The 25562-nt window shown below is 71.8% G+C and carries 25 protein-coding genes; 10 read left to right on the top strand and 15 right to left on the bottom strand.

The genetic code is table 11. From position 1 onward, the window contains the following. Window positions 1-133: 133 nt before the first annotated feature. The 8 genes from ACSTA4_RS11805 to ACSTA4_RS11770 all read right to left on the bottom strand — a co-directional run bounded on the left by ACSTA4_RS11805 (window position 134) and on the right by ACSTA4_RS11770 (window position 9651). Entirely contained in the window at window positions 134-622 is a 489-nt protein-coding gene (locus tag ACSTA4_RS11805; RefSeq protein ID WP_019609133.1) for a MerR family transcriptional regulator, read from the bottom strand. Window positions 623-1089: 467 nt separating this feature from the next. Further along, window positions 1090-1563, bottom strand: coding sequence for a bifunctional nuclease family protein (locus ACSTA4_RS11800; RefSeq protein WP_047870924.1), 474 nt, complete (start codon window positions 1561-1563; stop codon window positions 1090-1092). Window positions 1564-1733: 170 nt separating this feature from the next. Next, a complete protein-coding gene (locus ACSTA4_RS11795) occupies window positions 1734-2276 on the bottom strand; it encodes an FHA domain-containing protein (RefSeq protein WP_013152508.1) in 543 nt (180 codons plus the stop codon). 626 nt (window positions 2277-2902) lie between these two features. Then, window positions 2903-5404, bottom strand: coding sequence for a mannose-1-phosphate guanyltransferase (locus ACSTA4_RS11790; protein WP_248774552.1), 2502 nt, complete (start codon window positions 5402-5404; stop codon window positions 2903-2905). Window positions 5405-5604: 200 nt separating this feature from the next. Then, the gene (locus ACSTA4_RS11785; RefSeq protein ID WP_416025442.1) at window positions 5605-6360 is read right to left on the bottom strand and encodes a CDP-alcohol phosphatidyltransferase family protein; all 756 of its coding nucleotides are present in this window, start codon (window positions 6358-6360) and stop codon (window positions 5605-5607) included. A 253-nt stretch (window positions 6361-6613) separates the two neighbouring features. Continuing rightward, complete coding sequence (locus ACSTA4_RS11780; protein WP_444963559.1) at window positions 6614-7537, bottom strand: ArsA family ATPase; 924 nt, start codon at window positions 7535-7537, stop codon at window positions 6614-6616. Next, window positions 7534-7839: a cory-CC-star protein gene (locus ACSTA4_RS11775; protein ID WP_248769944.1), complete on the bottom strand. Its 306-nt coding sequence runs from the start codon at window positions 7837-7839 to the stop codon at window positions 7534-7536. Before ACSTA4_RS11775 ends, ACSTA4_RS11780 begins: the two co-directional genes overlap by 4 nt. 24 nt (window positions 7840-7863) lie before the next feature. Further along, on the bottom strand, window positions 7864-9651 hold the full coding sequence (locus tag ACSTA4_RS11770) for a carbon starvation CstA family protein (protein WP_444963558.1): 1788 nt from the start codon (window positions 9649-9651) through the stop codon (window positions 7864-7866). Window positions 9652-9774: 123 nt separating this feature from the next. Here ACSTA4_RS11770 and ACSTA4_RS11765 point away from each other — a divergent pair, with 123 nt between their 5' ends. Beyond that, window positions 9775-10707, top strand: coding sequence for a hypothetical protein (locus ACSTA4_RS11765; RefSeq protein ID WP_444963557.1), 933 nt, complete (start codon window positions 9775-9777; stop codon window positions 10705-10707). 52 nt (window positions 10708-10759) lie between these two features. Here the strand turns inward: ACSTA4_RS11765 and ACSTA4_RS11760 are convergent, their stop codons facing one another. From ACSTA4_RS11760 to ACSTA4_RS11750, 3 genes are all read right to left on the bottom strand, one after another. Next, entirely contained in the window at window positions 10760-12151 is a 1392-nt protein-coding gene (locus tag ACSTA4_RS11760; protein ID WP_444963556.1) for a flavin monoamine oxidase family protein, read from the bottom strand. 108 nt (window positions 12152-12259) lie between these two features. Further along, window positions 12260-13126, bottom strand: coding sequence for a PRC and DUF2382 domain-containing protein (locus ACSTA4_RS11755; protein ID WP_444963555.1), 867 nt, complete (start codon window positions 13124-13126; stop codon window positions 12260-12262). Window positions 13127-13316: 190 nt separating this feature from the next. Continuing rightward, on the bottom strand, window positions 13317-13940 hold the full coding sequence (locus tag ACSTA4_RS11750) for a DUF6309 family protein (protein ID WP_444963554.1): 624 nt from the start codon (window positions 13938-13940) through the stop codon (window positions 13317-13319). 263 nt (window positions 13941-14203) lie between these two features. Here ACSTA4_RS11750 and aroQ point away from each other — a divergent pair, with 263 nt between their 5' ends. Both aroQ and ACSTA4_RS11740 read left to right on the top strand, forming a co-directional pair. Beyond that, complete coding sequence (gene aroQ / locus ACSTA4_RS11745) at window positions 14204-14761, top strand: gamma subclass chorismate mutase AroQ (RefSeq protein WP_444963553.1); 558 nt, start codon at window positions 14204-14206, stop codon at window positions 14759-14761. A gap of 376 nt (window positions 14762-15137) precedes the next feature. Continuing rightward, window positions 15138-16832 (top strand): hypothetical protein, encoded by a 1695-nt coding sequence (locus ACSTA4_RS11740; protein ID WP_444963552.1) that lies wholly within the window; start codon window positions 15138-15140, stop codon window positions 16830-16832. Between the two features lie 129 nt (window positions 16833-16961). Here ACSTA4_RS11740 and ACSTA4_RS11735 read toward each other — a convergent pair whose 3' ends face one another. The 3 genes from ACSTA4_RS11735 to ACSTA4_RS11725 form a co-directional block, all read right to left on the bottom strand. Beyond that, window positions 16962-18653 (bottom strand): RICIN domain-containing protein, encoded by a 1692-nt coding sequence (locus ACSTA4_RS11735; protein ID WP_444963551.1) that lies wholly within the window; start codon window positions 18651-18653, stop codon window positions 16962-16964. 292 nt (window positions 18654-18945) lie between these two features. After that, window positions 18946-19131 carry a DUF397 domain-containing protein gene (locus ACSTA4_RS11730; RefSeq protein ID WP_444964149.1) on the bottom strand — a complete coding sequence of 62 codons (186 nt, stop codon included), beginning with the start codon at window positions 19129-19131 and terminating at the stop codon, window positions 18946-18948. An 8-nt stretch (window positions 19132-19139) separates the two neighbouring features. After that, window positions 19140-20057 carry a DUF5753 domain-containing protein gene (locus ACSTA4_RS11725; RefSeq protein ID WP_444963550.1) on the bottom strand — a complete coding sequence of 306 codons (918 nt, stop codon included), beginning with the start codon at window positions 20055-20057 and terminating at the stop codon, window positions 19140-19142. Between the two features lie 222 nt (window positions 20058-20279). On the opposite strand from ACSTA4_RS11725, the gene ACSTA4_RS11720 reads away from it, so the two are divergent. The 7 genes from ACSTA4_RS11720 to ACSTA4_RS11690 all read left to right on the top strand — a co-directional run bounded on the left by ACSTA4_RS11720 (window position 20280) and on the right by ACSTA4_RS11690 (window position 24686). Then, window positions 20280-20843, top strand: a complete 564-nt coding sequence (locus ACSTA4_RS11720; protein ID WP_444963549.1) for an ATP-binding protein — start codon at window positions 20280-20282, stop codon at window positions 20841-20843. A 3-nt stretch (window positions 20844-20846) separates the two neighbouring features. Beyond that, window positions 20847-21083, top strand: coding sequence for a hypothetical protein (locus ACSTA4_RS11715; protein ID WP_444963548.1), 237 nt, complete (start codon window positions 20847-20849; stop codon window positions 21081-21083). Next, window positions 21080-21403: a hypothetical protein gene (locus tag ACSTA4_RS11710; RefSeq protein WP_444963547.1), complete on the top strand. Its 324-nt coding sequence runs from the start codon at window positions 21080-21082 to the stop codon at window positions 21401-21403. The genes ACSTA4_RS11715 and ACSTA4_RS11710 overlap by 4 nt, the downstream gene beginning before the upstream one ends. 135 nt (window positions 21404-21538) lie before the next feature. Further along, window positions 21539-21700: a hypothetical protein gene (locus ACSTA4_RS11705; protein WP_444963546.1), complete on the top strand. Its 162-nt coding sequence runs from the start codon at window positions 21539-21541 to the stop codon at window positions 21698-21700. A gap of 90 nt (window positions 21701-21790) precedes the next feature. Continuing rightward, window positions 21791-22009 (top strand): hypothetical protein, encoded by a 219-nt coding sequence (locus ACSTA4_RS11700; RefSeq protein WP_444963545.1) that lies wholly within the window; start codon window positions 21791-21793, stop codon window positions 22007-22009. Then, the gene (locus tag ACSTA4_RS11695; RefSeq protein ID WP_444963544.1) at window positions 22006-22566 is read left to right on the top strand and encodes a DUF6879 family protein; all 561 of its coding nucleotides are present in this window, start codon (window positions 22006-22008) and stop codon (window positions 22564-22566) included. Before ACSTA4_RS11700 ends, ACSTA4_RS11695 begins: the two co-directional genes overlap by 4 nt. After that, window positions 22563-24686 (top strand): ATP-binding protein, encoded by a 2124-nt coding sequence (locus ACSTA4_RS11690; protein ID WP_444963543.1) that lies wholly within the window; start codon window positions 22563-22565, stop codon window positions 24684-24686. Before ACSTA4_RS11695 ends, ACSTA4_RS11690 begins: the two co-directional genes overlap by 4 nt. A gap of 27 nt (window positions 24687-24713) precedes the next feature. Here the strand turns inward: ACSTA4_RS11690 and ACSTA4_RS11685 are convergent, their stop codons facing one another. Then, window positions 24714-25466: an NAD(P)-dependent oxidoreductase gene (locus tag ACSTA4_RS11685; protein ID WP_444963542.1), complete on the bottom strand. Its 753-nt coding sequence runs from the start codon at window positions 25464-25466 to the stop codon at window positions 24714-24716. Between the last annotated feature and the right edge of the window lie 96 nt (window positions 25467-25562).

Raw genomic sequence — 25562 nt, 5'->3', positions numbered from 1 at the left:
CGCTCCCGGGCAGGCGTTTCGCCCACATCACACCGAGAGCCTGGAGGTTCCTCCAAGTAGCCGCGGGCCCGAAGTGCCCGCGCCCCCGGCCGACGCACGGCCGCCCCTGGGCTGCGGGCGGCGCCTGCCGGTCTCAGCCGGTGCGGCGCTCCCGGCGGCGCCTGGCCAGCTCGTCCACGGGCTGGGGCGCGGCGGCGGGCAGGTCGGCCCGCTCCTCCGCGGGCACCACGCCCAGGGCCTCCTCCACCTCGCGCCAGACGTTGCCCAGCGCCAGGCCGAACATGCCCTGACCGCGCTGCATGAGGTCCACGACCTCCTCCGGGGAGGTGCACTCGTAGACGCTGACGCCGTCGCTCATGAGGGTGATGCGGGCCAGGTCGGGGGCGGGTCGGCCGCGCAGGTGGTCGACCGCGGTGCGGATCTGCTGGAGGGATATCCCGGTGTCCAGGAGCCGTTTGGCGACCTTGAGCAACAGGATGTCGGGGAGGCTGTACAGGGGGGCGTTGTGGGCTCCGGTGAGCACGCTCGGCTCCACCAGGCCGGTCCTGGCCCAGTAGTCGAGCTGGCGGTAGCTGATCCCGGCGGCCGTACACGCCGCGGGGCCCCGATACCCGACGTCCATAGGCAGCGCCACCAAGTCTTCTTCGCACAGTAGGCCCTGCTGCCCCGCTAGCCGCAGCGCGGACCGCCTGTCATGGGGATCCCGCTTGCCGCTCGCTACCGCCACGCCGACCTCCGGCTTCTCGTCCCACGGCGGTCTCGACAGGGGATGTCCACTCAGGGAACGGGTGCGCCGTGGGTTCCACTGCACTGAAGGTAGGACGGCCGACCGGCAGCGTCAACGACACCGCGCGGCGCGTCGCCAAGTGCGCGCGGCGCCGGTGTGCCGGGGCCTCCCCGGTGGCGCCCGACGCGCAAGCGGGGGTTTCGGCCCTGATCATCACGACCACTTCCGTTACCCAATCTATCACCGGCTCCGCGGGCGAAGTCGCAGGTCGGGGCGTGTCCTCCCCGGCGCGCGCCACCACCGCGGCACGGGACCCGCGCCTGGGCGCGGGCCCCGGGGGAGTGCACGTGCGCCACGGGCCCCTACTCCGCGCGCCTGCCGAAGTCCTCGGGCGAGATGTTGTCCAGGAACTCCCGGAACGCCTCGACCTGGTCCTCCTGCTCGTCCGGGATGGGCATCCCGGCCTCGTCGATCACGTCCTCGTGCGCGTAGATGGGCGTGCCCGTCCGTAACGCCAGGGCGATCGAGTCGGAGGGGCGCGCGCTCACCTCCACGCCGTTGCTGAAGACCAGCTGGGCGTAGAAGATGCCGTCGCTGAGGCCGGTGATGTTCACCGTCTTGAGCCCGGTGTCCAGGGCGTCGAGGACGTCCCGGAACAGGTCGTGGGTGAGCGGTCTGGCCGGTGCGACGCCCTGTTGGGCCAGCGCGATCGCGGTGGCCTCCACACCGCCGATCCAGATCGGCAGGTAGCGGTCGCCTTCGGATTCCTTGAGCAGGACAATCGGCTGGTTCGAGGGCATCTCAACACGGACGCCGACGACCTCCATGTGCTTCACAGCGTCTCCGTCCCACGAGTCGTGATGCCGGATGGGCGCTCGTCCCTGCTCCCGCTGCGGATCAGGACCCGAGGGCGAAATCGGCACCCTTCGTTACAAAGCTCTCCGGCGGCGGGGGGCCGCAAACCTCATCGGCCCACCCGCCGCTCCCGCGGTCGTCCCCGCGCCGGTCAGCGGCGCGGTTTGGTCAGCAGGACCATCCGGAACTTGCCGATCTGGATCTCGTCTCCTCCGCCGAGCTGGGCCTCGTCGACCGGCTCGCGGTTGACGTAGGTGCCGTTGAGGCTGCCCACGTCGCGGACTCCGAACCCGTCGCCGCGGCGGAAGAACTCCACGTGGCGCCGGGAGACGGTGACGTCGTCCAGGAAGATGTCGCTGTTGGGGTGGCGGCCGGCGGTGGTCACGTCACTGTCCAGCAGGAAACGGCTCCCGGCGTTGGGGCCGCGCCTGACCACCAGCAGCGCCGTGCCCGGCGGCAGAGCGTCGGGGTTGGCGGGGTCGTCGCCGCCCAGCTCGTCGCCGGACTCCTCCTCTTCCAGGGCCTGTATGCCCGAGAGGGAGATGGTGGACGTGACGTCTCCGCCGGAGTCCCTGCCAGTGCCGGGTCGGGGGCCCTGCTGTTCGGCTCTGCGGATCGGAGTTCCGCAGTGGGAGCAGAAACGGGCATCATCCGCAACGGCGTGACCGCACTGCGTGCAGTAAACGCTCGACATAGGTCGGCTCGGCCTCCTACCGCACGGGGCGGTGCTTGATTGGGCTGATCGGTGGCACGTACCGGGCGTCGGGCGGGCACTGGGCCCGCACGCCGTCCGGTACGCGGTGAGACGGCCCGCTGTCGCGGCAGCGGTGCGCCTCACGCGGTCGGTCGCTAGGTCTCATCCCCCGTGTCGCACTCCTTGTCACCACCGGCGAGGGTGTCCGCCGTTGCCGGGATACCCGGTCCGGTGGGCGACGCGGCGCTTCGGGGAACACTCGACTTTAAACCATATCCCTGTCCAGGAAGGGTTTTGCTCCTCCCCCGCCCGCTGTGGACGACCCGCCTGGAACGGATCGCCGAGCGGTGCGCCCGTCGTCGCGGAGGGTGTCCGGCGACAACGGAGGGCCGGGTCGGGGCAACACGCCTGTCCTGGTGCTGATGCCGTGTCGGCGGGTTTGGTTCTCCACGGATCCCCCTGGATTCGCACCGACTTCACCGAACCGCCACGACCTGCCTGTATGCCCATTTTAACCCGCAGAGTCACGCACGGTAGGGACCCGCACCCGGGCACGGATCGTGACACAGCGGGCACACGCCGCGCGGGCGCGGACGGAGGACCTGTCCGCGCCCGCGCTGCCCGCCTCAGCCCTCGGCCCGTTCCACGACGGCCGCCCACTCGTCCAGCAGACGGTGCGCGGTGTCGGAGTTGGGACCTTCGGCCCAAAGATGGGTGACGGCCTCCGCGGTGTCGGGGAGGACCAGGGCCCAGCTTCCGTCCGGCTCGATCACCCGGACGCCGTCGGTGGTGTCGAGTTCGCGGCCGCCAGCCGCCTCCACGACGGCGCGCATCACGCTCCCCTTGACCGCCCACGGGGTGGGCACCGAACGGCGCAGCAGGTGCGCCTGGGGGATCGTGCGGTCGATCTGGCTCAGCGAGCGGCGGGTCCTGGCCACCAGCGCCAGCAGCCGCACGAAGGCGGCGATGGCGTCGCTGGTGGGGCTGAACCGCGGCACGATGAACCCGCCGCGGCCGTCGCCCGCGAAGATGACGTCGTCCTGGGCCTGGACCGCCTTGGTCAGCTCGTCGGTGGCCGTGGCCGTCCAGTGGACCTTGACCCCGTGCGAGGCGGCCACGGTCTCGGCGACGCGGGTGGTGGTGACGGGCAGGGCCACCGTCCCGGTCCCGTACTCGGCGCAGACCAGCTCCAGGACGACCAGCAGGGCCCGGTCGTTGTGGACCAGGTCGCCGCTCTCGTCCACGATGGAGAGCCGTTCGGCCACGGGGTCGAAGCGCACGCCGAAGTCGGCGCCCGACCCCGAGACCAGCTCGCCCAGCCGGGCCAGGTCGCGGTTCTGCTTGGCGACGGTGTCGGTGGGCGAGGACTCGTCCAGCCGGTTGTTGACGGTGAGCACGTCCACGCCGATCCGGCCCAGCAGGGAGGGCAGGATGAGCGAGCCGCTGCCCCCGGCGCAGTCCACCACGACCTTGAGCTCGGCCTCGGCGACGCCGGAGGTGTCCACCTTGCGCAGCAGCTCGTGGGAGTAGCTCTCCACGTTGCGCGACGGGAAGGTCAGCTCGCCGATCTCGCCGGGGAAGGCCCGGCGGTACTCGGCGCGGGAGAAGACCCGGTCGAGCTTGCGCTGGGCGCCGGGCGACAGGTCGGCGCCGTCGCCGTCCAGGAACAGGATGTCGACCGACTCGGGGTCCCCCGGGGTGGTGCGCACCGTGATGCCGCCGCTGACGCCGCTCTGGGAGGTGTGGAAGCGGGCCACGGGCAGCGGCACCACCTCCAGGTCGCGCACCTCGATGGCGGCCGCCGTGAGCGCGCTGATGATCGCGCGCTTGAGCGTGCGGGCGGCGCGCGAGACGTCACGCGAGGTGGTGACGATCGCGCCCTTCTTCAGGGTGGTGGCGTAGGCGTTGGCCAGGCGCACCGCCAGTTCCGGGGTGATCTCCACGTTGATCAGGCCGGACACGCCCCTGGGGCCGAACAGCGAACGCTGACCGCGCGACTCCCAGATGACGTTGGTGCTGACCACCGCACCGGCCTCGATGGTCTTGAACGGGTAGACCTTGACGTCGTTGTGCAGGTAGGCCTCGGACTCGACGACGCAGTCCTCGCCCACGACCGCGCCCTCCTCGATCCGGGCGGCCGCCATGACGTCGGTGTTCTTGCCGATGACGGCGCCGCGCAGGTTGGCGCCGCGGCCGATGAACACGTTGTCGTGCAGGACGGTGCGGTGGGCGAAGGCCTCCGAGCGCACGACGGTGTTGCTGCCGACCACGGTGAACTCGCGCAGCTCGGCGCCCGCCTCGACCTTGGCGTAGTCGCCGATGTAGAGCGGGCCCTTGAGGACGGCCTCGGGGTGGACCTCGGCGCCCTCGCCGACCCACACCCCCGGGGAGACCTCGAAGCCGTCGATGTCCACGTCCACCTTGCCCGAGAGCACGTCGGCCTGGGCGCTGAGGTAGCTCTCGTGGGTGCCCACGTCCTCCCAGTAGCCGTCGGCGATGTAGCCGTAGAGGGGCTCGCCCTCCTCCAGCAGCTGGGGGAAGACGTCGCCGGACCAGTCGACGACCTCGCCCGCGGCGACGCGTTCGAGGACCTCCGGCTCCATGATGTAGATGCCGGTGTTGACGGTGTCGGAGAAGACCTGGCCCCAGGTGGGCTTCTCCAGGAAGCGCTGGACGCGCCCCTGCTCGTCGACGATGATGATGCCGAACTCCAGCGGGTTCTCCACCCGCTTGAGTCCGATGGTGACCTTGGCGCCGCTCTCGCGGTGGAAGCGGACCATGTCGGTCAGGTCGATGTCGGTCAGGGCGTCGCCGGAGATGACGATGAAGGGCTCGCCGCGCAGGTGCTCCTCGGCGTTCTTGACGCTGCCCGCCGTGCCGAGCGGCACCTCCTCGGCGACGTAGCTGAGCTTCATGCCCAGGTCCTCGCCGTCGCCGAAGTAGTTGCGGATGAGGGTGGCCAGGAACTGCACGGTGACCACGGTCTCGGTGAAGCCGTGCTTGCGCAGCAGGCGCAGCACGTGCTCCATGATGGGCTTGTTGACCACCGGCAGAAGCGGTTTGGGCTGGTTGGCGGTCATGGGGCGCAGGCGGGTTCCCTCGCCGCCCGCCATCACGACGGCCTTCATCGGAGGCGCGGCGACCTCCGGGGTGGTGTCTGCGGCCTGGCTCATCGCCGGTACCTCCGTACCGCTGGGCCGCCGGTGCGCGCCGCGGGGGGACGGTATTCGGAGCGCACGCCGTTGCGGGCGGCGGGACATGTTCTCATGCGGAGACGACACTCCCTCTCGATCCGACAGGACTCGTGGTGAGCCGGTCCGCGTGCGGATCAGGGGCCGGTCCGCCCCTGGTCCGGGCGGCTCGGTCGGTCCGCTCCCTCGGCGGCCGCGCCGGGGTCGCCGTCAGCGGTCGCCGGTGCGGCTGGACCGGGTCGGTCCTGGGCGTGACCGCGTACGGGGTCGCTGTCGCCCACGGCCCTGGGGCCGCCGGTGCGATCAGCGCCTTCGTCGCGGCGGGTCTGGGCCATCAGGCGCAGTCCCTGTACGGCGTAGAGCAGTCCGGCCCACCAGTACAGAGCAGTTCCCCAGAGCGCGAAGGCCCAACCTATAATTCTCGCCACATCTGCGGCGATCGTGGCGTAACCAGCGAGGAACAGCAGCGGGAACGAGTACAGGAGGCACAGCGTGGCGGCCTTGCCCGCGAAGTTGACCGGCAGGGGCCCGTAGCCGAAGTGGCGCAGGAGCGGCAGGGCGCCCAGGATGAGGACGTCGCGCAGCACGAGGATGCCCATGAGCCACCAGGGCACGATGCCGCGGATGACCAGGCCGAGCAGGGCGGCGAAGATGTAGAGCCGGTCCGCGAGGGGGTCGAGCACGGTCCCCAGGCGCGAGGTCTGGTTCCAGGCGCGGGCGATCTTGCCGTCGAGCCAGTCGCTCAGGCCCGCCAGGGCCAGCACGAGCAGGGCCCACCAGTCGGCCTGGGGCACCAGCACGAGCCACAGGAACAGGGGCACGCCCAGAAGCCGGAGCATGCTCAGTAGGTTGGGAACCGTCCAGACGCGGTCACTGACCGCCGGGCTGACCACATCGCCCCCCGCCGTGTGTCTGCCTTCTTGCGCGGATCGCCCCATGGCGCCAACGATAACGGGCGGGAGGGTCGTTTCCCGCCATCGTGGGTCCACCCGCCCTGGTCGGAGGGCGGCCGCACCCCGATCGTACCGTGTACGCTTTGCGGCCTCCCCGGCCGCGACCCCTCACCACCGTCCAACGCGGGGCGGCCCGGCGGGGTTCCCCGGCCGGGGCGGTTCCGGCCGCCTCTCCCCGACCTCGGGCTCCCCCTCAGCGGGCGGCGAGCAGGGCGGCCAGGAGGCGCAGGCGTTCGGGACCGGTGGGCTCGGCGTCCTGGAGCGGGACCTCCACCGTTCCCAGGCGGGCGAAGCGCTCGCGGGTGGCGGCCAGGGCCTCGGCGGTGTCGGGTCCCGCGGCGTCCCCGCGCGGGATCTGGTTGACGACCACGGGGGCGAGCCGGAACCCGGCCCCGGTGAGCTGTTCGACGGCGCGGGCGGTCTCGGCCAGCACCATGCGGCGGGGCAGGGTCACCAGGCGCACCCGGGCGTCCTGGCGCAGGCGTTCGGCGGCGCGCTCCAGGCGGTGGCGGCGCGCGTGCAGGCGCTCGGTGAGGGGGTCGGCCTCCTCCTGCGAGCCGCCGACGACGTCGGCGAAGGCCTCGGCGCGGCGGGCCCGCTCGCGTTGGCGGGTCAGGCCCACCACCCAGGGGGTCAGGAGCGTCGGCAGGTTGAGCAGGCGCAGCAGGTGCCCGGTGGGGGCGCTGTCCACGACCAGGGCGTCCCAGCGCCGCCCCACCTCCTCCATGCGGTCCACGAGCAGGTCGGCCAGGGCGGACTCGGCCATGCCGGGACTGGCCCCGGCCTGCTCCAGGTGGCGGCGCACGGCGGGCATCACCTCGGGCGGGACGGCCCGCTCGGCGTCCCGGAGCACCTGGGCGATCCGGCGGCGCACGGCGGCGTCGGCGTCGGGCTCGGCGGCCCACAGGCCGGGGGCGACCGGGACGGGCTCGTCCCCGAGCGGTGCCTCCAGGGCGTCGCCGAGCGAGTGGGCGGGGTCGGTGGAGAGCACCAGCACCCGCTGCCCGGCGTCGGCCAGGGCCAGCGCGTGCGCGGCGGCCAGGGTGGTCTTGCCGACCCCGCCCTTGCCGCCGAAGAAGGTGATCGGCGCGGCGGGGCCGGTCGCGGACTCGGTCAACAGCAGCCTCCGGGGGCTCCGAAGTCCCTGCGGCCCATCCTCTGGTGCCACTCGTGCAGGTCGGCGACCATGTACGGGATGAGGTCGAGGGTCTCGTAGGCGACGGGGTTGTCCACTCCCAGGCTCTCCAGCATGAGCAGGGCCCGCAGGGTGTCCTGCTGGGTGCGGGCCTCGCGTCGGCGCGCGTGCCCCCAGCGCGCCTCGAAGACCTGCTGGTGGAAGTCCTCGAAGCGGCGCCAGGCGGCGACGGCGCGGCGCCAGGCCCCCGGCGGGGGCCCGGCGCCGGTGCCCGGTGCGCTCACGGGGCGGCGCCCAGGGCGCGGCGGTTACCTGACCTCACCCTCGTCCCTCCCGGCGGTGGTCTCCTCGGTCGCGGCCTCGGCGACCGGCGGGCTCTTGCGCGCCTTGTTCAGGGCGATGGCGGCCTCGGCCATCATCCACAGGGCCAGCAGCAGGATGACGCCGTCCAGCGGCGCGAGCAGGAAGGTCTGCATCGCGTCGCCCGAGACCGCGAAGTCGCGGAGCTGGATGACCAGCGCCCAGACGGTCATGACGACCAGGAACACCAGCGGGACGAGGATCATGACCGGGTTGCGGTGGCGCTTGGTGACCCACACGGCGATGACCGACAGGGCCAGGCCCGCGGTGAGCTGGTTGGTGGTGCCGAACAGCAGCCACAGGGTGCCCACGGCGAAGTCGCCCGGGACCAGGGTCAGGGCGAGGGGGATGAGCACCGCGATGAGCGTGGCGACGGTGATGTTGCGGGCCAGGAAGGACATCGCCCGGTGCGGCGCGGTGCCGGTGGAGAAGCGGTCGGCTGCGATCGTGGCGATCTCCTGGATGATGTAGCGCTTGAGCCGGACCGCGGTGTCCAGGGTGGTGACGGCGAAGCTGACGATCACCAGGGCGCCGAAGACCAGGGCGGTGGCCTCGGGGACGCCGATGTTGGAGGCGAAGCCCGCCACGCCCTGGACGAACATGCCCTGCGGGTCGGCGGAGGCGGCCTCCCAGTCGACGTAGAGGGTGCCCCACTCGGCGCCGGTGTTGGCGGAGTAGACCATGACGCCCGCGGTGCAGGCCAGGATCGAGCACAGCGCCAGCGTGCCCTCGCCCAGGGAGCTGAGGTAGCCGACGTAGCGCGCGTCGGTCTCCTTGTCGATCTGCTTGGAGGTGGTCCCGGAGGCGACCAGGCTGTGGAAACCCGAGACCGCGCCGCAGGCGATGGTGATGAACAGCAGCGGGAAGATGGGCGGGGAGCCGGCCGGGGTGTCGCGGAAGAGCGGTGCCGCGATCGTGTCCATGCCCACGATCACACCGCCCATGATGACCAGCAGCGCCACGACCATCTGCTGCTGGTTGATGTAGTCGCGCGGCTGGAGCAGCAGCCACACCGGCAGGCGGGAGGCCACGAACGCGTAGGCGAACACGATCACGATCCACAGCAGGTTCTCCGCGATCCCCGTGGCCTCGGCGACCGGCGCGAGGCTGATCGGCAGGATCTGACCCAGCGGGATGCAGGCGTAGACCAGGAGCAGCGCGATGATCGAGGGGAGCAGCGCGGCGGTGCGGCGGCGGTAGACCACCTGGCCCACGGCGATGGCCAGCGGGATGGTGACCAGGGTGGGCAGCACCGCCTCGGGCGTGCTCACGAACAACCCGGCGATGACGATGGCGAACACCGCGTTCACCAGGGTCACCAGGAAGAAGATGATCAGCAGGAACAGGATGCGCGCCCGGGAACCGATGACGTCGCCCGCCAGGGTGCCGATGCTGCGGCCCTTGCTGCGCAGCGAGACCACGATCGAACCGAAGTCGTGGGCGCCCGACCCGAAGATGGTGCCCAGGATGACCCAGAGCAGGGCGGGTCCCCAGCCCCAGAACACACCGATCGCCGGGCCGACGATGGGCGCGGCGCCCGCCACGGAGATGAAGTGGTGCGCGAGGACGATGTGCTTGTTGGTGGGGACGTAGTCCACACCGTCCTGGAGCGTGTGCGCGGGCGTGGTGAAGGAGGGGTCGAGGGCGTAGACCCGTTTGGCCAGGTAGGCCGAGTAGAAGCGGTACGCCAGCGCGAAGATCGCCAGGGTGCCGAGCAGTACTGCTACAGCGGGCATCGGGGAGTTCCTTCTTTCCGGTGTGCGGACCGGGTGGGCGGGACCTGCGGGTGCTCTGTCCAGGCGGTTCGGGTACAGTCCCGAGAAATTAACATGAGTCACACATCACAGAAAAGGAAGTATGTGGAAGATTTCGCCACGGTCTGGCGGCGTTCGGCCGTCGGTGAGCTCTCCTGGGTGACTCCGCTGGGTTTGCCGGTGAGCGTCCCGGTGGTGCCGCTTTCGGACGGCGGGACTCCGTGCGCGGCCCTTCCCCTGGCCCACCTGGACCTGGTGGACTCGCTCGGCGCGCGCGCCGCGTTCAGCCTGACCTCGCCCGTGCCGGGGACGGACACCGGCCTGGTGGGGGTGGGTCCGGTGCGGGTGCGGCTGGACCCGGGAGGCCGCCTGTTCGGCCGTGACCTGGTGGAGCAGGAGGCGGCCAAGCACCCGCCGACCCGGTTGCGCGCGGGGAGCCTGATGGCGCGCAAGGAGAACTGGTGGTGGATGGCGCGCGCCCTGGTGACCCTGGTCGGGGCCGATCGGGTGGAGGCGGTGCGCAGGCGCGACCGCTCTGAGGACGCCCTGCTGGTGCGCGAGTGGGGCGCGGGCGCTGGGACGAACGTCGACGCGGACACCGGCTCGGGCGCGCGCACCGGAGCGGACCCGGGTACGCCCGCCACGGATGGCGGGCCGCGCGCGGACACGGGTGCTGACGACGGCATGGGCGCGGGCCGCGGCGCGGACGTGCGCGTGGACGTGGTCACCGCACGGGACTGGTCGGCCGGTCCGGGGCGGAGCGTGGAACTGTGGTCGCGCGACGGCGGCGACCTGTCCGGCCGGGGCGGCCGGGCCCTGGTGATGGGGCACCAGGCCAGCCCCGACTTCGAGCGCTGGGAGCGCTGGACGCGCACCGGAAGGCTGACGCGGCAGGTCCTGGAAGTCACCGGCTCCGACGGCGGTCCCGAAGCGGACCCGCGGCCCTTCCGCCTGCTGGAGCGGCTGCGCAACCACCGCGAGGTGGAACGCGCCTGCCGCGCGGGGATCCGGACCGTGGAGAGCCGCCTGGGGCTCTGACCGGTGCCCCGGCTCAGGCCCCCGGTCCGCACGCGGATGCGCCGTGGCGGGCTCACAGCTCCAGGATGCGCTCGGCCTCCCTCCGGCCCGAGAGCAGGGCGCCGTGCACGGTGGCCGTGTGCTCGGTCTCGGTCGCCTCTCCCCCGAAGAACAGCCGTTCGCCGACCGGCTCGCCCAGCGCCGTCCGGTCCTCGTCCCCCGACCCCACGGCGGTGAAGGAGAAGCTGCCCCGGGCGAACGGGTCGTCCATCCAGTGGGTGAGGTGGTGGCCGACGGGTTCGGGCACCTTGCGGAACAGCCCGCGCAGCGAGTCCATCGCGTGCCCGACCACGTCGGCCTCGTCCTTCTCCTCCAGGAACCGGGCCGCGTTGCCGCCGTTGCGGCAGACCAGGATCGGCGCCCCCATGACCCGCTGCCCCGCGTACCAGTGGAACCACGTCCCCTCCTCGGTCCCCAGGTGCACCAGGACCTCGGCGTCCCCCCAGAAGACCTCCTCGAAGCGCAGGAACAGCTTCTCCAAGCGGCCGCTGCCCAGGCGTCGGACGGCACCGGCCTTGTCCTCGGGCAGCGCCGGGTCGAAGTCGACCCCTCCGGCCTTGAGCACGCCCAGGGGCAGCGTCACCAGGACCCGGTCGGCGGTCAGGGTCTCCTCCCCGTCGGGTGTGTCCACGCGCACGCCCGCGCCGTCCCCGTCGTGGAAGACCGACAGCACCACGTGCTCCAGGCGCACGTCCAGCCCCCGGGCCAGGTGGTCGGTGACCTGGGCCATGCCGTCCGGGAAGACCACGTCGTCACCGCTGAACTCGTGCAGGGCCGCCACCGCGGTGAAGGCGACCTCGTCGGCGTCGGCGCCGTGGTCGCCCTCCACGAGGCGGTGCACGATCTCGTTGGCGTCGCGGGCCCTGGCCCGTACCAGGTTGGCGTCGTAGAGGGCCTGCTTGATGCCCTCCTCCATCGACTCCTGCGGCGTGGCCCCGACGTTGTCCCAGTACATGTGCTCGTGCAGGAGGTTGACGTCCTCCATGTTGCGGCGGTGGCGGTCGAAGAGCAGCCTGCGGCCCTTGGGGTCGTAGGCGGTCTCGGTGGAGCGGTTGAACACGGTCGTGCGGACGCCGATCTCGCGGACCAGACGCGCGAAGGGGTTGTTCTCCTCGCCGCGTATCCAGGAGGCGCCCACGTCCAGGGTGGCCGTCGTGCCGTCCCACTCGCGCAGGGAGTGGACGCGCCCGCCCAGGCGGTCACGGGCCTCCACGACGGTGACGCGCTCGCCCTCCTCGGCGAGCCGGTCGGCGGCGGCCAGCCCGGCGACGCCCGCGCCCACCACGATGGTGTGGCCGCGCCCGGGCCCGGCCTCGCGCCCGCGCGGCGGGGACACCGCGGCCTGTTCCCTCTCCTCGTCCCCGCCCTCGGTGGTCTCCTCGCTGACGTCCCCCGGCTCAGTCATGTACCTCCCCCTCCGTGTGGGCGCGCGACAGCGGTGCGCACGCGTCGTCCCCGGACCGTGTGTCCGGGGACGACTCCGGCCCCGGCCGGGCCCGGCCGTGCGTCCGGGTCAGGCGTTGGCGGGCGGCTCCCCCTCGTCGTCCTCCAGCTCGACCCGCTCACGGCGGCGCTGGCCCTGGACGTGCTCGTCGCGGGTCACGTCGCGCTTGCGGACGTGGATCTCCTCGACGGGTACCTGCTCCTTGGAGACGACCGGGCGCTCCTCGTAGAGCGTGAAGGTCTGCTCGTCCTCGCCCATCTCCCGGGGCTCGCGCACCGCGGAGGGGTCGTCCACCGGGCGGCGCTCGACCTGGAGCTCGTCGTGGTGCAGCGGGACCGTCTCGTCGAACTGCTCGGTCTCGACGTACTTGTGCATGCGGGCGTGACCGGCCTCGCGCCGCTCCACGCCGATGTCCACGCGCTCCTCCGAACGCGTCATCGAGATGTCGTCGCGCTCGTCCGCCATCGCCGGGTCGCGGTCGCGCATGGCGGCGTCACCGGCCATACCGCCGGCCATGCCCCCCGCCGCGCCTCCTGCGGCTCCCCCGGCCATGTCCTCCCGGCCGGTGGTCTGCGGCCCGGGGCCGCGGCCCATCTCAGTCTCCTCGCCCCGCATCGGGGGGCCGCCGTGCTCGGCGTAGTACCGGCGGACCGTCTGCTCCTCCTCAGGGGAGATGTGCCGGTCGGCGTCGACGTGCGGGGCGTCCTTGACGACGGACTTGTCGTAGGGGACCCGGATGTCCTCCTCCACGGGCTGGGAGCCCTGGAGCGGAACGAGGGTCTCGTGCCTGCCGAACAGGCCGGTGTGCACGGACACCCAGCTCGGCTGGTCGGTGTTGTCGTCGAGGTAGACCTGGTTGATCTTGCCGACGTTGTGGCCCTCCCGATCGAGGACGTGGTGCCCGATCAGGTCTGCGGGTGTGCGATCGCGTGCCACGATGTCCCCCTAGTGGTTGGCGTGGTCGAGGGGCGGGTGCCCCAACGCTGTCCGCCCACCCCCTACCCGCCGTGAGCTGCGCGGACTAACGGCTCCCCCAAGCCGCTAACGAGTCCGGGGCGAGTGTTGGCGCGCCCCTTGCCCCGGACGGTCGCGCCTTGACGGAACCGGGAGGTTCGACCCCTCGGGGTCAAGCGTCCTTGGTGTCGGCGGTGGCCTCGACCGGGGCCGCCGCGGCGGGACGGGCCGCGGAGGGGGCGTCCGAACCGCGCGGGTCGGGCAGGGGGCCGGCCAGGTAGGCCTCAAGGGCGGGGCGCGAGGGGAGCCGGTCCGCCAGCGCCCAGGCGAGCATGCGGTGCAGGCCGTCCAGGTGGGTCACCGCGTCCGTGCGTTCGAGCCGCTCGTAGAAGGGGTGGTCGAGGGCGCGCGAACTCAGGAACAGCGGTGCGTGGGCCGCGCCGGTGTGCCAGTCCAGTTTGCCCCAGCACACCGGGTTGCTGGCGGGGTACTCCCGGCGCCAGTCGGTGAGCGTGCCCAGGGTCTCGGCGACGGTCGCCCCGGCCGGGGGGACGAGTTCGCGCTCCCCGTACTCGCCCGTGTGCCAGGGCAGGAGCACGGACAGGACGTCCGCGCGGTCCAGGGCGACCCGGTGCCACGTCCCGCCGAGCTGGCGGGTGGCCAGGGTCAGGGCGCTCTCGGCGTATGTGTTGGTGGCGCGGGAGACCTCGTCCTCCAACGGGTGGGTGGCGCGGAAGCGCCGGAGGACGGTGTCGGGGGTGACGGGTTCGAGGATCTGCACGGGTTCGGCCCTCAAGGTCGGTCCGCCGGGGCGGGGGGTCACGGGGGTTCGGCGGTCGCGGGGGGGCTCGGGAATCACGGGGACGGCGGCGGTCCGGCGACCGCGGGGGCCGCCACTACCCGGCGTCGCGGCGGTTACCGCTGCCCGAAGGATAGACGGACACGGCGCGTCGGGAAAGGGAATTCACACCGGGCTGTGACCCTTTGCGTTCGGCTCGGCACACAGGGCTAGGATACGGGGGTCCCGCCGTTCCCGCCGTCGCCCCGAGGACCTCGTCCATGCGCACCGCAGCCGCCCTCGCCGCCGCCGTCGCGGCCCTGCTCCTGGCCTCCTCCACCGCCGCCGCGTCCGCACCGCCGAACGGCCTGGAGGCGGTCGTGCTCCTGTCCGCCGACCGCCTCGCCACCGCTCCGCTGGTGGCCGCGGCCAAGTGGCACACCGGCGACCCCGTCGAGGCCCCCGAGCGCGAGGCGCGGGTCCTGGCCGCCGTCGAGCGGCGGGCGTCCGAACTCGGCGCGGACCCGGCCTCCGCCGTGGCGGTCACGCGCGACCAGATGGAGGCCAACAAGGTGGTCCAGCGCGGCCTGCACGCCCAGTGGTACGCGCAGGCCGACCGGCGACCGGAGCAGGCGCCGGACCTGGCCGGGGTGCGCGCCGAGCTGGACCGGATCACCCCCGCGCTGGTGGAGGCGCTGGCCGCCGCCGAGGAGGAGCGCACCGCCCCCGGCTGCGCGGCTCGGCTCGCGGGGAGCACGGACGAGACCGCGGCCGCGCGCGGACTCGACCGGTTGTCGTCGGCCGCCCTGTCCGGCGCGCTGGAGTCGGTCTGCGTCTGAGCCGGTGACCCGGGACCGCGCACGGCGGGCACGGGCGGGGCCGACCCCGGGGCGGGCGGCGCCGGGCCCCAGGGGTCGGGCGGCGTCAGCGGTCGGCCCGGAGGTCAGAAGGCGTGGGGAGGCGTGGGACGGACGGCGTGAACAGACGGCCCGGACGCCAGGAGACATGGGGCGGGTCACCGCTCTGAGCGGAGCGGCACCGTCGAAGGCTTCGCTCGGCCGACATCTCGTCCTGGCGGGGGTTCGTGGGCGCGGACGCCGTACCGGCGGACCGGCCGCCGCGTTCCGCGGCCCGGGAGGAGGATCTGTCGGGAGCGTCCGCTAGAACGGGAACCCCTGCCCCGGCACCAGTGTTCCCGACAGGAGAGGCCGCCCCATGAGCCACAGCCCCGGACGCCCCGAGGACCTGCCCCGCCCTGAGGTGCTGTGGGCCCACGCGGGGGCGCTCGCCGCGTTGGACGCCGGGCTGGAGGACGAACTCGGGCTCCTCTCCCTGGCGGACGGGGTGCTGCGCTACCACGACGGCGGCAGCGACTGGTACCTGGCCTGGTGCGGCGGTGACGGTCGGGCCGTGATCGTCGGCTACGACAGCGACACCAGCGACAGCACACAGAACGACAAGCGCCCCGTCGACCTGTTCGCCGAGGCGCCCGACTGGCTGCCCTGGGAGTGGATCGCGGCCCACGAGGCGCGCGCGAACGTCGGGTTCGCCTACTGGTGGGACGGGCGGGCGTGGGCGCGCGGCCCCTACCCCGACGACTGGGAGGGCGACGGGCTGCGCCTGGACCGGTACGCGTCGGTGGAGGCGGCCGTGGACGCGGCCGTCGGGCTGGTCTTCGGGGGGTTCGCTCCCGAGGACGAGCACGGGGAGCCGCTGCTTCCGGAGCCGGGCGCCGCCCTCATGCGGCGCGCGTGGGAGCGCGCGGTGGACGCGGACTCGCTCGCGGCGGTGCTGAGTGTCCTCGACACCCAGTACACGGACGAGGACGACGGGTACGAGGCACCCGGGTGGGACGCCGGAACCGCGCTGGCGGCGGCCGAGCGGCTCGGCCTGACCCCGGGGTCGCACCGCCCCTTCCTCCCCCTCGGCGGAGACGGGCCCGAACGCCCCGCGCGTCCGGTCATCAGTGAGAGGACGCGGTCGCTGCTGCTGTGGGACGCGCTCCGCCGGGAGCCGGAACGGGACCGGCCCCCGGTCCCCGAGACCGACGAGCTCCTCCGGGTCCTGGAACGGGTACGCGCGCTGGGCCTGGCCGAGGGCGGCGAGGCCGTCGTGGAGTACACCTTCGCGGGGGAACGCAGGGTCCTCGACGCGTCCGGCGAGGAGTTCAAGGACTACGACACGGACCTGATGGACCGCCTCGACGCCCTGCGCGCGGCCGAGGACGTCCGGGGGCGCGGCCGGTGGCTGTACCTGCGGCTGGCGGTGTCGGAGGAGGGGTACGACGCCCGGCGCCGCTACGACCGCTGGCCCGAGGAGGCTCACGAACACCTCGTCGGCTACCTGCCGGAGACGGCGTACCTGCTGAACGGGGAGGGCGCCCTGCGGGCTCCGGAATGGCGGCCCGCGTGGGCGGAGCTGCTGGAGGACGGGGCCCTCGTGCGTCCGCCCGCCCCGGCTCCGTCCGAACGGCCGAGCCGCCCGGTGGCCGCCTTGGACGAGGAGGAGCAGCGTGAGCTGCTCGGGAGGATCGCGGGGTTCCTGCCGAGGCCGGAGGGCTGGCGGGAGGCCGTGCTGGACGCCCGGTTCCTGGTGGGCTACGAACGGCTGCGGGTGAGGGTGGTCCTGGAGGACGGGACCGTGCGCGAGGGGCGCGGGCACTACCGGCTCCCCGACCTGGTGCGCAACCTGCGGGAGGGCATGTACCGGCCGGGCCGGGGCACCTGGTTCGGCCTCCGGTACACCGTGGGCCGGGACGCGAGCCTGGTGGAGGCCGACCACGACTCCGAGCCCGCCTTCGACATGGCCCCGCTGGACTTCGACTACGCCCTGGACCAGGCGTACTACCCGCGTTCGCGGGAGCACGTCCCGGCCTGGCTGGCGGAGCGCCTGGCCGCCGCGCGCGGCTGAGCGCCGGGCGGGGCTGAGCGCCGGGCGGAGCAGGGCCGGGCAGGGCCGGGGTGGGCGACGCCGGGGCCCCAGGGGGTCGGGCCCCGGCGTCACGCGCGGTCAGACCGTGGTCAGCGGCTCAGACCGCAGTCAGCAGGTCTGGTCGCTGCTGTTCTGGAAGGTGACGTTGCGGACGGTCAGGTTGACCGAGCACGGGTTCTCCACGAGCGAGGTGTTGGCCAGTGTCAGGTTCTGGAACGTGATGTTCGAGGTGTTGGCGAACTCCGAGCGGGCCGCGATCCGGACGCTGCCCGGACCCGCGATCGTGCCCCCGGAGATGGTGACGTTGTGGCAGTTCTCGACCAGTACCGCGTTGTTGCCGGTCTGGGCGATGTCCACGCGGTCGATGACCGCGCCGCCGCTCTCGGAGACGCAGAAGATCCCCCGGCCGCCACCGCGGGCGCGGACCTCCCCGACCCGGATGTTGGTGGGGTAGGAGCTACCGACGCGCCCGTTGCGGTTGGCCATGCGGAAGGCCGCGTAGCCGGTTCCGGTTCCGGCCCCCTCGGCGTCGACCAGGCCGATCGTGGCGTTGACGGTGTCGTTGAGCAGCAGACCCGAGTAGGCGGTGTCGCGCGCCGTGACGGTGCCGATGGTCAGCCCGTCCACGCCGTAGGTCTCCACGCCGTGGTTGCCGGCACCGGACACGTACACGTCGTCGATGCGAATGTCGCGGGCCTCGCGGACCGCGTCGTTGTCACGGCTGTCGATGCGCATGCCCAGCCCGCCGGACAGGCGCAGGTCGATCTGGCCGAAGTGCACGTTCTGGGACGTGCGGACGTAGACGCCGAAGTACGGGGATCCGGTGACCGTCAGGTGCGGCACGGAGACGTTCTCGGCGTGCCTGACGCGCACGGCGGCGTTGTTGCCGGTCGCCGATCCGGTGACGTTGATCGTGCCGCAGACCTCCAGCGAGGTGTGGCTGGGCAGGTCGAGCGAGGTGTTGCCCGGCATGGAACCGGATCCGCGCACCACCACGCTCTGCTGCGAGGTGCGGCCGGAGTCGAGGCTGCCGACGGCAGCGCGCATGGCGGCGAGCATGTCGCCGCCGGTGTAGACGGTGCTGCCGCCGTTGCGGGCGGTCCAGGTGGAGCCGTTCTGGACGGCCTCGGCGTGGTGGGAACCGCTGCCGCAGTCGCCGTCTCCCCCGCCTCCGCCGTTGTCGTCCACGCGGACCAGGTCCCAGACCTGGTTGGCGCCGCCGAGGGAGTCGTACTGGGACAGGCGGTCGCCCGGGGTGGTGCTCCACTCCCAGGCCTCCAGGGCCTTGCCGCTGAGGCGGTTGATCAGCTGGACGCCGCCGCCGGTGTCCACGGGACGCCACTGCTGGTTGGCGTTGCCGAGGTCGGTGAACTGGCGGATCTCGGCACCGTTGGCGGTGGAGTGCTCCCAGACGTCGACGGCCTTACCGCTGTGGCGGTTGACGAGGCGGTAGTAGCCGTCGCCGGAGGGGACGAAGCGGAACTGCTGCCAGGGGCGGTCGGTGCGCTCCCACTGGATGATCCGCGCGCCGTCCTGGGTTCCGGCGCTCTCGACGTCGGCGACCAGGCCGCTGTGCTGGTTGCGCAGGACGTAGTAGGCGCCGGTGTCGATGTCGGCGGCCTGGGCGGGGGTGACGGCGGCGGCGGAGAGGCCGCTCGTGCAGAGGAGGACGGCCAGGGCGGAGTAGAGGAACCGCCGCAGGCGCGAGGCGTGCGAGAGGGGTCTGCGCGAGGGCGGGGAGGACGGCGGCGCGGTCCGGTGCGCGCCGGAGGAACCGGGGCGTGGGGGGTTGATGGGCACTGCTGCTCCTCTGTGCGAACTCCGGACGACGGTGTCCGGAAGGAGTGGGGGTGGGGAGCGCTCCCATTGCACGGGAAGCTAACACGAAAAACGTTTTTACGGTAGCCGTGCGACTACGGTCGGGAAGGGACTGGATTCCGAAGGGCGGAGGGGTGCAGAACCCACACAGTCTTCTGCGCGCACCAGGCGACCTGCTTAGCTCAGGCCTGAAAGAGGCCGGGTACTACGCAGCCCCGGAAGCAGTGGTGCTTCCGGGGCTCGACGTTGTGGGGATGCGGGAGGGGTGGAGGTGTCAGGAGGTGGCGTTCGCTGCCTTCAGCGAGGAGACGAAGGGATGCCACTCGGCGGAGGCGAAGGCCAGGTGGCCCAGCTCAGGCTGCTTGGAGTCGCGGACGTAGGTGCCGGACTCGGTGTCGGCCACCTCGACACAGTCCTTGCCACCACCGCTATAGCTGCTCTTCCGCCAATTCTTCGACATGAAGTCGTTCACCTACGGCTCTCCTTGGCTAGCTTCTTGATGAGCGCGAGAGACGAAACTGGGTCCAGCGCTACATCGCGGGTATGCGCGGCAGAAACCTTATACCGGGCCAGGTCAACAGGGTCTTCCACATAGACATCTCCGAAGACACCCTCCTGGTACGCCACAGGCGGATCCTCCACATCAGGGAACTCGAAGAGCGTGAACTGCCCCCACTGGCCGATGTACAAGCCTGCACTCAAGGGCACGATCTGGATAGTGACGTTGGGGCGCTCACCCAGCTCGGCCAGCCTTTCAAGCTGCTCCCACTGAACCGACTCAGGCTGCACTCCTCGCAGCAGAGCAACTTCATCAAGGACTGCATGAACTTGAGGAGGTTCCTTACGAGCGAGGATGCCCTGCCGCTCTATCCTCGCTGCGGCCTGACGTTCGACTTCCTCGGCCGAAGCTTCCGGAAGCATGGTACGGATCACGACCCGGGCGTAATCCTCAGTTTGGAACAAACCAGGAAGCTGACTAGGCGAATAGATACCAATACGCGCCGCGTCGTTCTCCATGACGAAGAAGCTTTCGCCCTGGTAGAGGTCCCGGTAGGCCAACCACCACCCGCGTTTCCACGCGTCCTTGCCCAACTGGAAGAGCGACTCGCGCTCGGGCGAGCGCACCCCGTACAGCTCCAGCAACTCGTCCAGATCGTCAAGGATGAGCCGACTCTCGCCACGCTCGATCCGGTACAGCTTCGTCTTGTGCCACCCGAGCTGCCCGGCGACGTCCTCAGGGCTCATCCGCCGTTCGTCGCGAAGACGCCGTAGCTCGCGCAGCAGGCGCTTCCCCCGCACCGACAGGCTGAGCCGCGTCCTCATAGTCACTCCACTCATGGCGTCGTCCGGTGTACGTCGGCCCATCTTGCCAGCCTCCAGCTCCATCACGAGGACTAAAAATGCGATGAACTATTAAAGATCCCTTGCGTTAACCCTCTGTAGTGTTGATGATAGAGACCAAGAGCACAGCTCAGAGGTGACTTGGTGAAGTCGCCGGATGCCGTGCCTACGAAAAACGGCCCTGGTCGGGTGCGGACACACCTGGCCAGGACCTGAGCCCACAACCTGTAGGAGCAGGTGAGGACCTTGGACAACCGTAGTACTCCCATGCCCGAACCCCCTCGGCGGCCCGAGCTTCGGCGCTACCTCGGGCGCTTCCCCGGGGCGCTGTCCGCCGTCAAGGACGCGCGCGACTGGCTTTCCCGCCGTCTGGAACTGGCGCGGACCCCCGACTTCCCCGCCCAGGACGCCCTCCTGATCCTGAGCGAACTCGCCACGAACGCCCTGCTGCACTCCCCCGCCGGAGCACGCGGCGGGGCGTTCCTCGTGTCGGTGTTCGTCTCCGCCCACTGCCTCCGTGTCTCCGTGCGCGGCTGCGACGACACCCGGATTCCCGCCCTCCAAGCGGTTCCGGCCGACCCCGAACCCGAGCACGGGCGCGGCCTCTTCCTCGTCAACGCCCTGGCCGACACCTGGGGCGTCGAACGCACACCGCACGGACCGGCCGTCTTCTTCACCCTGGGATGGAACCCGGACCAGCCTGACCAGCCGCCGGGCCCCGTCAGGCCGCTCAGGCTGCCCAGGCAGCGGACCGCGCAGTCCCAGACGCCGCAGCAGCCACCTGCGGTTCCAACACCCCGCGCGGCCCTGCGGAACCAGAGCGGGTGGTGAACCGTGCCCGGCTACGGCCTCTATCCCAGCCCGGAGATCCGTCGCCTGCGCGGCGACTTCCCCGACCACCTCATCTGCGAACTCCACGACGAGTCGGGGCGCCCGGTCCTCGTCGCCACACTGGCCCGCCGGTGCTGCCCCTGCCCGGCCGACCTGGTCACCGCCAGCGACCCGACCGAGCTACGCCGGGCCCTGGCTCTGTCTCCGCATCTGCCTCCGCAGCGGAAGAGCGCCCGGTGACCGCCGTGGCAGAGGCACCGCGACCGGAGGCCTTCCCCAGGTGGCCCAGCCCCGTCACCCGTCCGGACCCCGGACGCGGTTCCAGCCCTCCAGCGCCCAGGACCGGCCCGGGCGGTGACCCCCGAGGCGGGCTCGCGGCGCTGCCCCACCACGGCTGGACGGTCTGGTTCGGCCAGCACACCCACCAGTACTGGGCCGCGCACACCGGCCGCATGCGGCTGGTCTGCGCCGACAGTCCCGAGGAGCTGATCCGCTCGGTCACCGCCGTCGCAGGAGCATCTGGTACCTCGCCCTTCCCTGGGTTCCGCCGGAACCCCTGACCCTCAGGGGCGCCGCGACCGGTGGCCGGACGCGGCGCCCCACTACACCAGCAACGATCCCAACCGTCAGGCTTTCTTCCGCAACGGGCAGGAACCACCATGGAGAGAACAGGCTGACGTGATGGAGTGGAAACCGTGAACGAGGACGAGAGCAACGAACCAGCCGTCTCCGGGGAAGAGATTCAAGCCCTGCTCGACGCACTCGCCGCGGCGGACATCAAACGGCTCGTGCGCGCGTCCCGTGAGGGCGACGGGGACGAAGTGGAGCAGATACGGAGAAGGTACGTGGGCGGATAGGCCGAAGACGGCCACAAGCCCTACGGGACAGGGCTTCCGTGTTAGCTTCGAGGCCTGAGGAACGTTCCTGAGAGGCCTGATCGGAGAGCCATGGAACTGGAACTGCTCGCCAAGGACGACAAGTCCGGACACGGAGGATGCCCCTCCGTCTACCTCAGCGACACGGGCGAGTTCGTCGTCCAGGGTATTGGTCTCGACGATGCCGACTTCGCGAAGCTGGCCGACCCCCTGCCCGGTGAGACCGCGGTCCGTATCTCCCCCGAGATCGTTCTCGCCGCCGTCGAGCGCTACCGGCGGAGGGGCGTGTGACCCCTGAAAGCGGTGGGTCCCGGCCCGTCAGCGAGGAGGAGTTCGACCGCTTCTTCGAGGAATGCCGCTACACGGCCTTTCGGCTGGAAACCCTCCAGGTCTACGACGTCGGCTACGAGGAAGAGGCGTTCCACCGCTTCCTAACCAACGGTGAGGTGATCACTACCGACTCTCACGATGACTGGGCCCGCATCGTCGGCAGCGGGCGACGGTTCCGCCGGGTCCACGTCGTCGTCGAACCCCTGACGGACTACCTGCGGTTCGAGTCCGTGTGGGCCTACCGCTCCAACGTCAAGGCGGGCGAGGACGTCAACATCCTGCCCGTGAGCAAGGGTTCCTGGCCCGAGGGCGTCCCCCGGTCCGACTACTGGCTGTTCGACTCCGAGCAACTGGTGAAGATGAACTACGCGTCCGACGGCACCATGCTCACCCCCGAACTGGTGACCGATCCCGAGCAGATCGTGCGGGCCAACGCGGTACGTGACCGGGCCCTGCACCTGGCCACTCCCTTTCCTGAGTACGAAAAACGTTTCGACGCGGACATGCGCCCCCTGTGACAGACACCGATCACCACCAGGCCACGAACACCGTGCACGGCAGTCCTGAAGCGCTGGTGCAGGCGGGTGTCGTGCACGGCGACGTCCACATCGTCTCCGGCTCCGCCAGGCCCGCCGCCGTGCCGCGCCAGCTACCACTGGCGGTCACCGGCTTCGTGGACCGCTCAGCTCACCTGCGACAGCTGGACGCGCTGGCAGCCGAGGCGCAGACGGGCGTCCCGGTCGCGGTGCTGGCCGGGCCTCCGGGCGTTGGTAAAACCGCTCTGGCCGTCCACTGGGCGCACGGGACGCGAGACCTCTTCCCCGACGGAGCTCTGTACGCCAGCGTGCACGGGCACGCTCCCGGTCCGCGTGCCGAGGCCTCACAAGCACTCGACGCGATCCTGCGGGCCCTCGGTGTTCCTCCTGAGCGCGTCCCCCTGGATCTAGACGGCCGCTCGGCCCTCTACCGCTCCGAGGTCGATGGCAAGCGTCTCCTGGTCGTCATCGACGACGTGCTCGACCCAGCGCAGGTCCGTCCCCTGTTGCCCGCCTCGCCCGGCTGCATGGTCGTGGTGACCAGCCGGAACACGCTGCCCGGTCTTGTGGCACGCGACGGGGCTCGGCGCCTGGCCCTGGACGTTCTTCCGGTGGCTGACTCAGTGGCCCTGCTACGGAGTACGGTCGGCCCCCGCGTGGACTCCGAACCGCGTGCGGCCCATGAACTGGCGGAGCACTGTGCACGCCTCCCTCTGGCCCTGCGGGTGGCGGCCGAGCGGCTGCTCGACCGGCCGGACGCGGCGCTGAGCGACCTGGTACGCGAACTGGCCGCCGAGGATTCCCGTCTGGACGCCCTTGCCGAGGAGGACGAGTTGAGTGATCTGCGCGCCGTGATGACGGCTTCCTACCGGGCCCTGGACGACGACACCGCCCGCTTCTTCCGGCGTCTGGGCCTGCACCCGGGGCCGGAGTTCTCCTACGGGGCCGCCGCCGCGCTCACCGACACCCCGCAGGCGGAGGCCCGAAGGCTCCTGGACCGCCTGGCCCGTGCGAACCTCGTGGAGCGCCCGCGCGCGGACCGCTACCGGCTGCACGACCTGGTTCGCCTGTACGCGGTCGAGCGGGTCCGCGCTGAGGAAGGACCGGAGGCGGCGGGCGAAGCCGTCGGGAGGGTGGCCCGGTGGTACACGCACGCCGCTGCGCGGGCCCAGCGCGTGGAACACCCGAACTTCCCCGTCGTCCCGGGTGACGGGCAGCCCGAGGAACTGCCGGTTTTCGGCTCAGTGGGTGAGGCGCTGGCCTGGTTCGAAACCGAGCGCGCGAACCTCGTGGCCGTGGTGCGGGCCGCCCTGGACCACGGCCACCACGACACCGCCTGGCGGCTGCCCGCGACGATCTACCCACTGTTCGAGCTGCACCGGCACTGGCACGAGTGGCGCGACCTGCACGCGGTCGGCCTCCGGGCGGCCGAGAACGCGGGCACCGCCTTCGGACTCGCCCGCAACCATCTGGGCATGGGCGACGCCCAGTGGCTGCTGGACGATCTCGACGCAGCCGTGCGGCACTACGAGTCCGCCCTGGAGGCCAACCGGGAGGCCGGTGACCCGTGGGTGGAGGGGTTCGCACTGCGCCAACTGGGTGTGGTGGCCTGGCAGCGCGGCGAGCGCGACGGAACCGCCGCCGAACACGTCGAGCGGGCCATCGCGGTCTTCCGTGAGGCGGGCGAACGGCGCGGAGCGGCGATGGGACTGCTCAGCCTGGCCGACTTCGGCGTGGACCTCGGCCGTTGGAACGAGGCCCTCGACCACAGCAGGGCGGCGATCGAGGCCTTCGAGGCCATCGGCGCCGACTGGAGCGTGGCGTGGGCGCGGTGCACCCTGGGCCGGAGCCTGACCGGTTCGGGCAGGGCGGACGAAGCGGTGAACGCATACCGGCAGGCCCTGCGCGTCTTCGAGGAGCGAGACGACCGGGACAGCCGGGCGGTCGCACTGCTGGGCCTGGGCGACGCCCGAGCCGAACTGGGCGACGCGGTCGGGGCCCGGGAGGTGTGGAACGCGGCCCTGGAGTACCTGCGCGACCACGACGACCCGCGCGCGGACGAGGTGGAGGAACGCCTGGAGCGCCTCACCGCCAGCGGTTGAGGCGCTCGTCGCACCGGGCGGACGCCCTCAGCGAGGCTCCTCTCCGCTCCGCGGCGCTGCCGGACGGGCGTGGGCGCGCGCCGAGGGAGTTTCGCGACCGACGATCGCCGGGGCCTCGCGGACCAGCGCGTCGTCGGTGACCGCCTCGACCATGAACAGCGCGAAGTCGGTGCGCCGGGTGACGTTGCTGGCCAGCACCGGGTCCCCGATGTGCCTGCTCCACACCGGAAGCCCCTGGCTCTCCCCCTCCTCCAGGTCGCTGCCGCGCACGACCGTCCACCGTGTGCCGCTGCGGAAGATCCTGCGGCACGCCTCCACCTGGTCGTCGATGTCGACGGCGCGGACCAGCCGCGCCAGCACGGTCATGATCCGGACGGTGGCGAGGAAGCGGCGCGAGTACACGTCCCGGCCGTCGCGGGTGATGTGCCAGCCGCAGGAGAACACCAGTCGTGCGCCCTTCGGCGCCAGGTCCAGCACTGCCTGGGCGGTGCCCGAGGAGTAGCCGTGGACCCCCCAAGGGACCAGGACCGTGAGCACCGCGTCGCATCCGGCGACCGCGCGGGCGACGACCTCACGGTCGTCCGTCTGCCCCGGGACCACGGTGACGCGGTCCCCGAAGTCCGCCAGCTTCTCCACGCTCCTGGCCCGGCACACGGCCACGACCTCGTAGTCGCGGTCCAGAGCGTGTTGGACCATGTACCGTCCGAGCTTGCCGGAGGCCCCGATGACGCAGACCCGCGACCGGCGCGCGCCTCCCGGCCTCCCCTGTTCCGTGTCCATACCCGTTCCCTTCCGATCGTCCGGCGAACGCCCCGGGGAACCGGCACGGCCGCGAACCTCTCCCTTACACCTGTAAGGCTGCACTTGAAGGCTAGC

This window comes from Nocardiopsis sp. M1B1 (assembly GCF_052466615.1).
This window is presented reverse-complemented; position numbering and strand designations above follow the sequence as displayed.

What these genes read in the sequence shown, in the direction of transcription:
- ACSTA4_RS11720 (WP_444963549.1), top strand. Translation starts at nt 20,280, where the DNA reads ATGCCCGAACCCCCTCGGCGGCCCGAGCTTCGGCGCTACCTCGGGCGC.
- ACSTA4_RS11770 (WP_444963558.1), bottom strand. Translation starts at nt 9,651, where the DNA reads ATGCCCGCTGTAGCAGTACTGCTCGGCACCCTGGCGATCTTCGCGCTG.
- ACSTA4_RS11730 (WP_444964149.1), bottom strand. Translation starts at nt 19,131, where the DNA reads ATGTCGAAGAATTGGCGGAAGAGCAGCTATAGCGGTGGTGGCAAGGAC.
- ACSTA4_RS11740 (WP_444963552.1), top strand. Translation starts at nt 15,138, where the DNA reads ATGAGCCACAGCCCCGGACGCCCCGAGGACCTGCCCCGCCCTGAGGTG.
- ACSTA4_RS11725 (WP_444963550.1), bottom strand. Translation starts at nt 20,057, where the DNA reads ATGGAGCTGGAGGCTGGCAAGATGGGCCGACGTACACCGGACGACGCC.
- ACSTA4_RS11760 (WP_444963556.1), bottom strand. Translation starts at nt 12,151, where the DNA reads ATGACTGAGCCGGGGGACGTCAGCGAGGAGACCACCGAGGGCGGGGAC.
- ACSTA4_RS11795 (WP_013152508.1), bottom strand. Translation starts at nt 2,276, where the DNA reads ATGTCGAGCGTTTACTGCACGCAGTGCGGTCACGCCGTTGCGGATGAT.
- ACSTA4_RS11685 (WP_444963542.1), bottom strand. Translation starts at nt 25,466, where the DNA reads ATGGACACGGAACAGGGGAGGCCGGGAGGCGCGCGCCGGTCGCGGGTC.
- ACSTA4_RS11700 (WP_444963545.1), top strand. Translation starts at nt 21,791, where the DNA reads ATGGAACTGGAACTGCTCGCCAAGGACGACAAGTCCGGACACGGAGGA.
- ACSTA4_RS11805 (WP_019609133.1), bottom strand. Translation starts at nt 622, where the DNA reads ATGGACGTCGGGTATCGGGGCCCCGCGGCGTGTACGGCCGCCGGGATC.
- aroQ (WP_444963553.1), top strand. Translation starts at nt 14,204, where the DNA reads ATGCGCACCGCAGCCGCCCTCGCCGCCGCCGTCGCGGCCCTGCTCCTG.
- ACSTA4_RS11790 (WP_248774552.1), bottom strand. Translation starts at nt 5,404, where the DNA reads ATGAAGGCCGTCGTGATGGCGGGCGGCGAGGGAACCCGCCTGCGCCCC.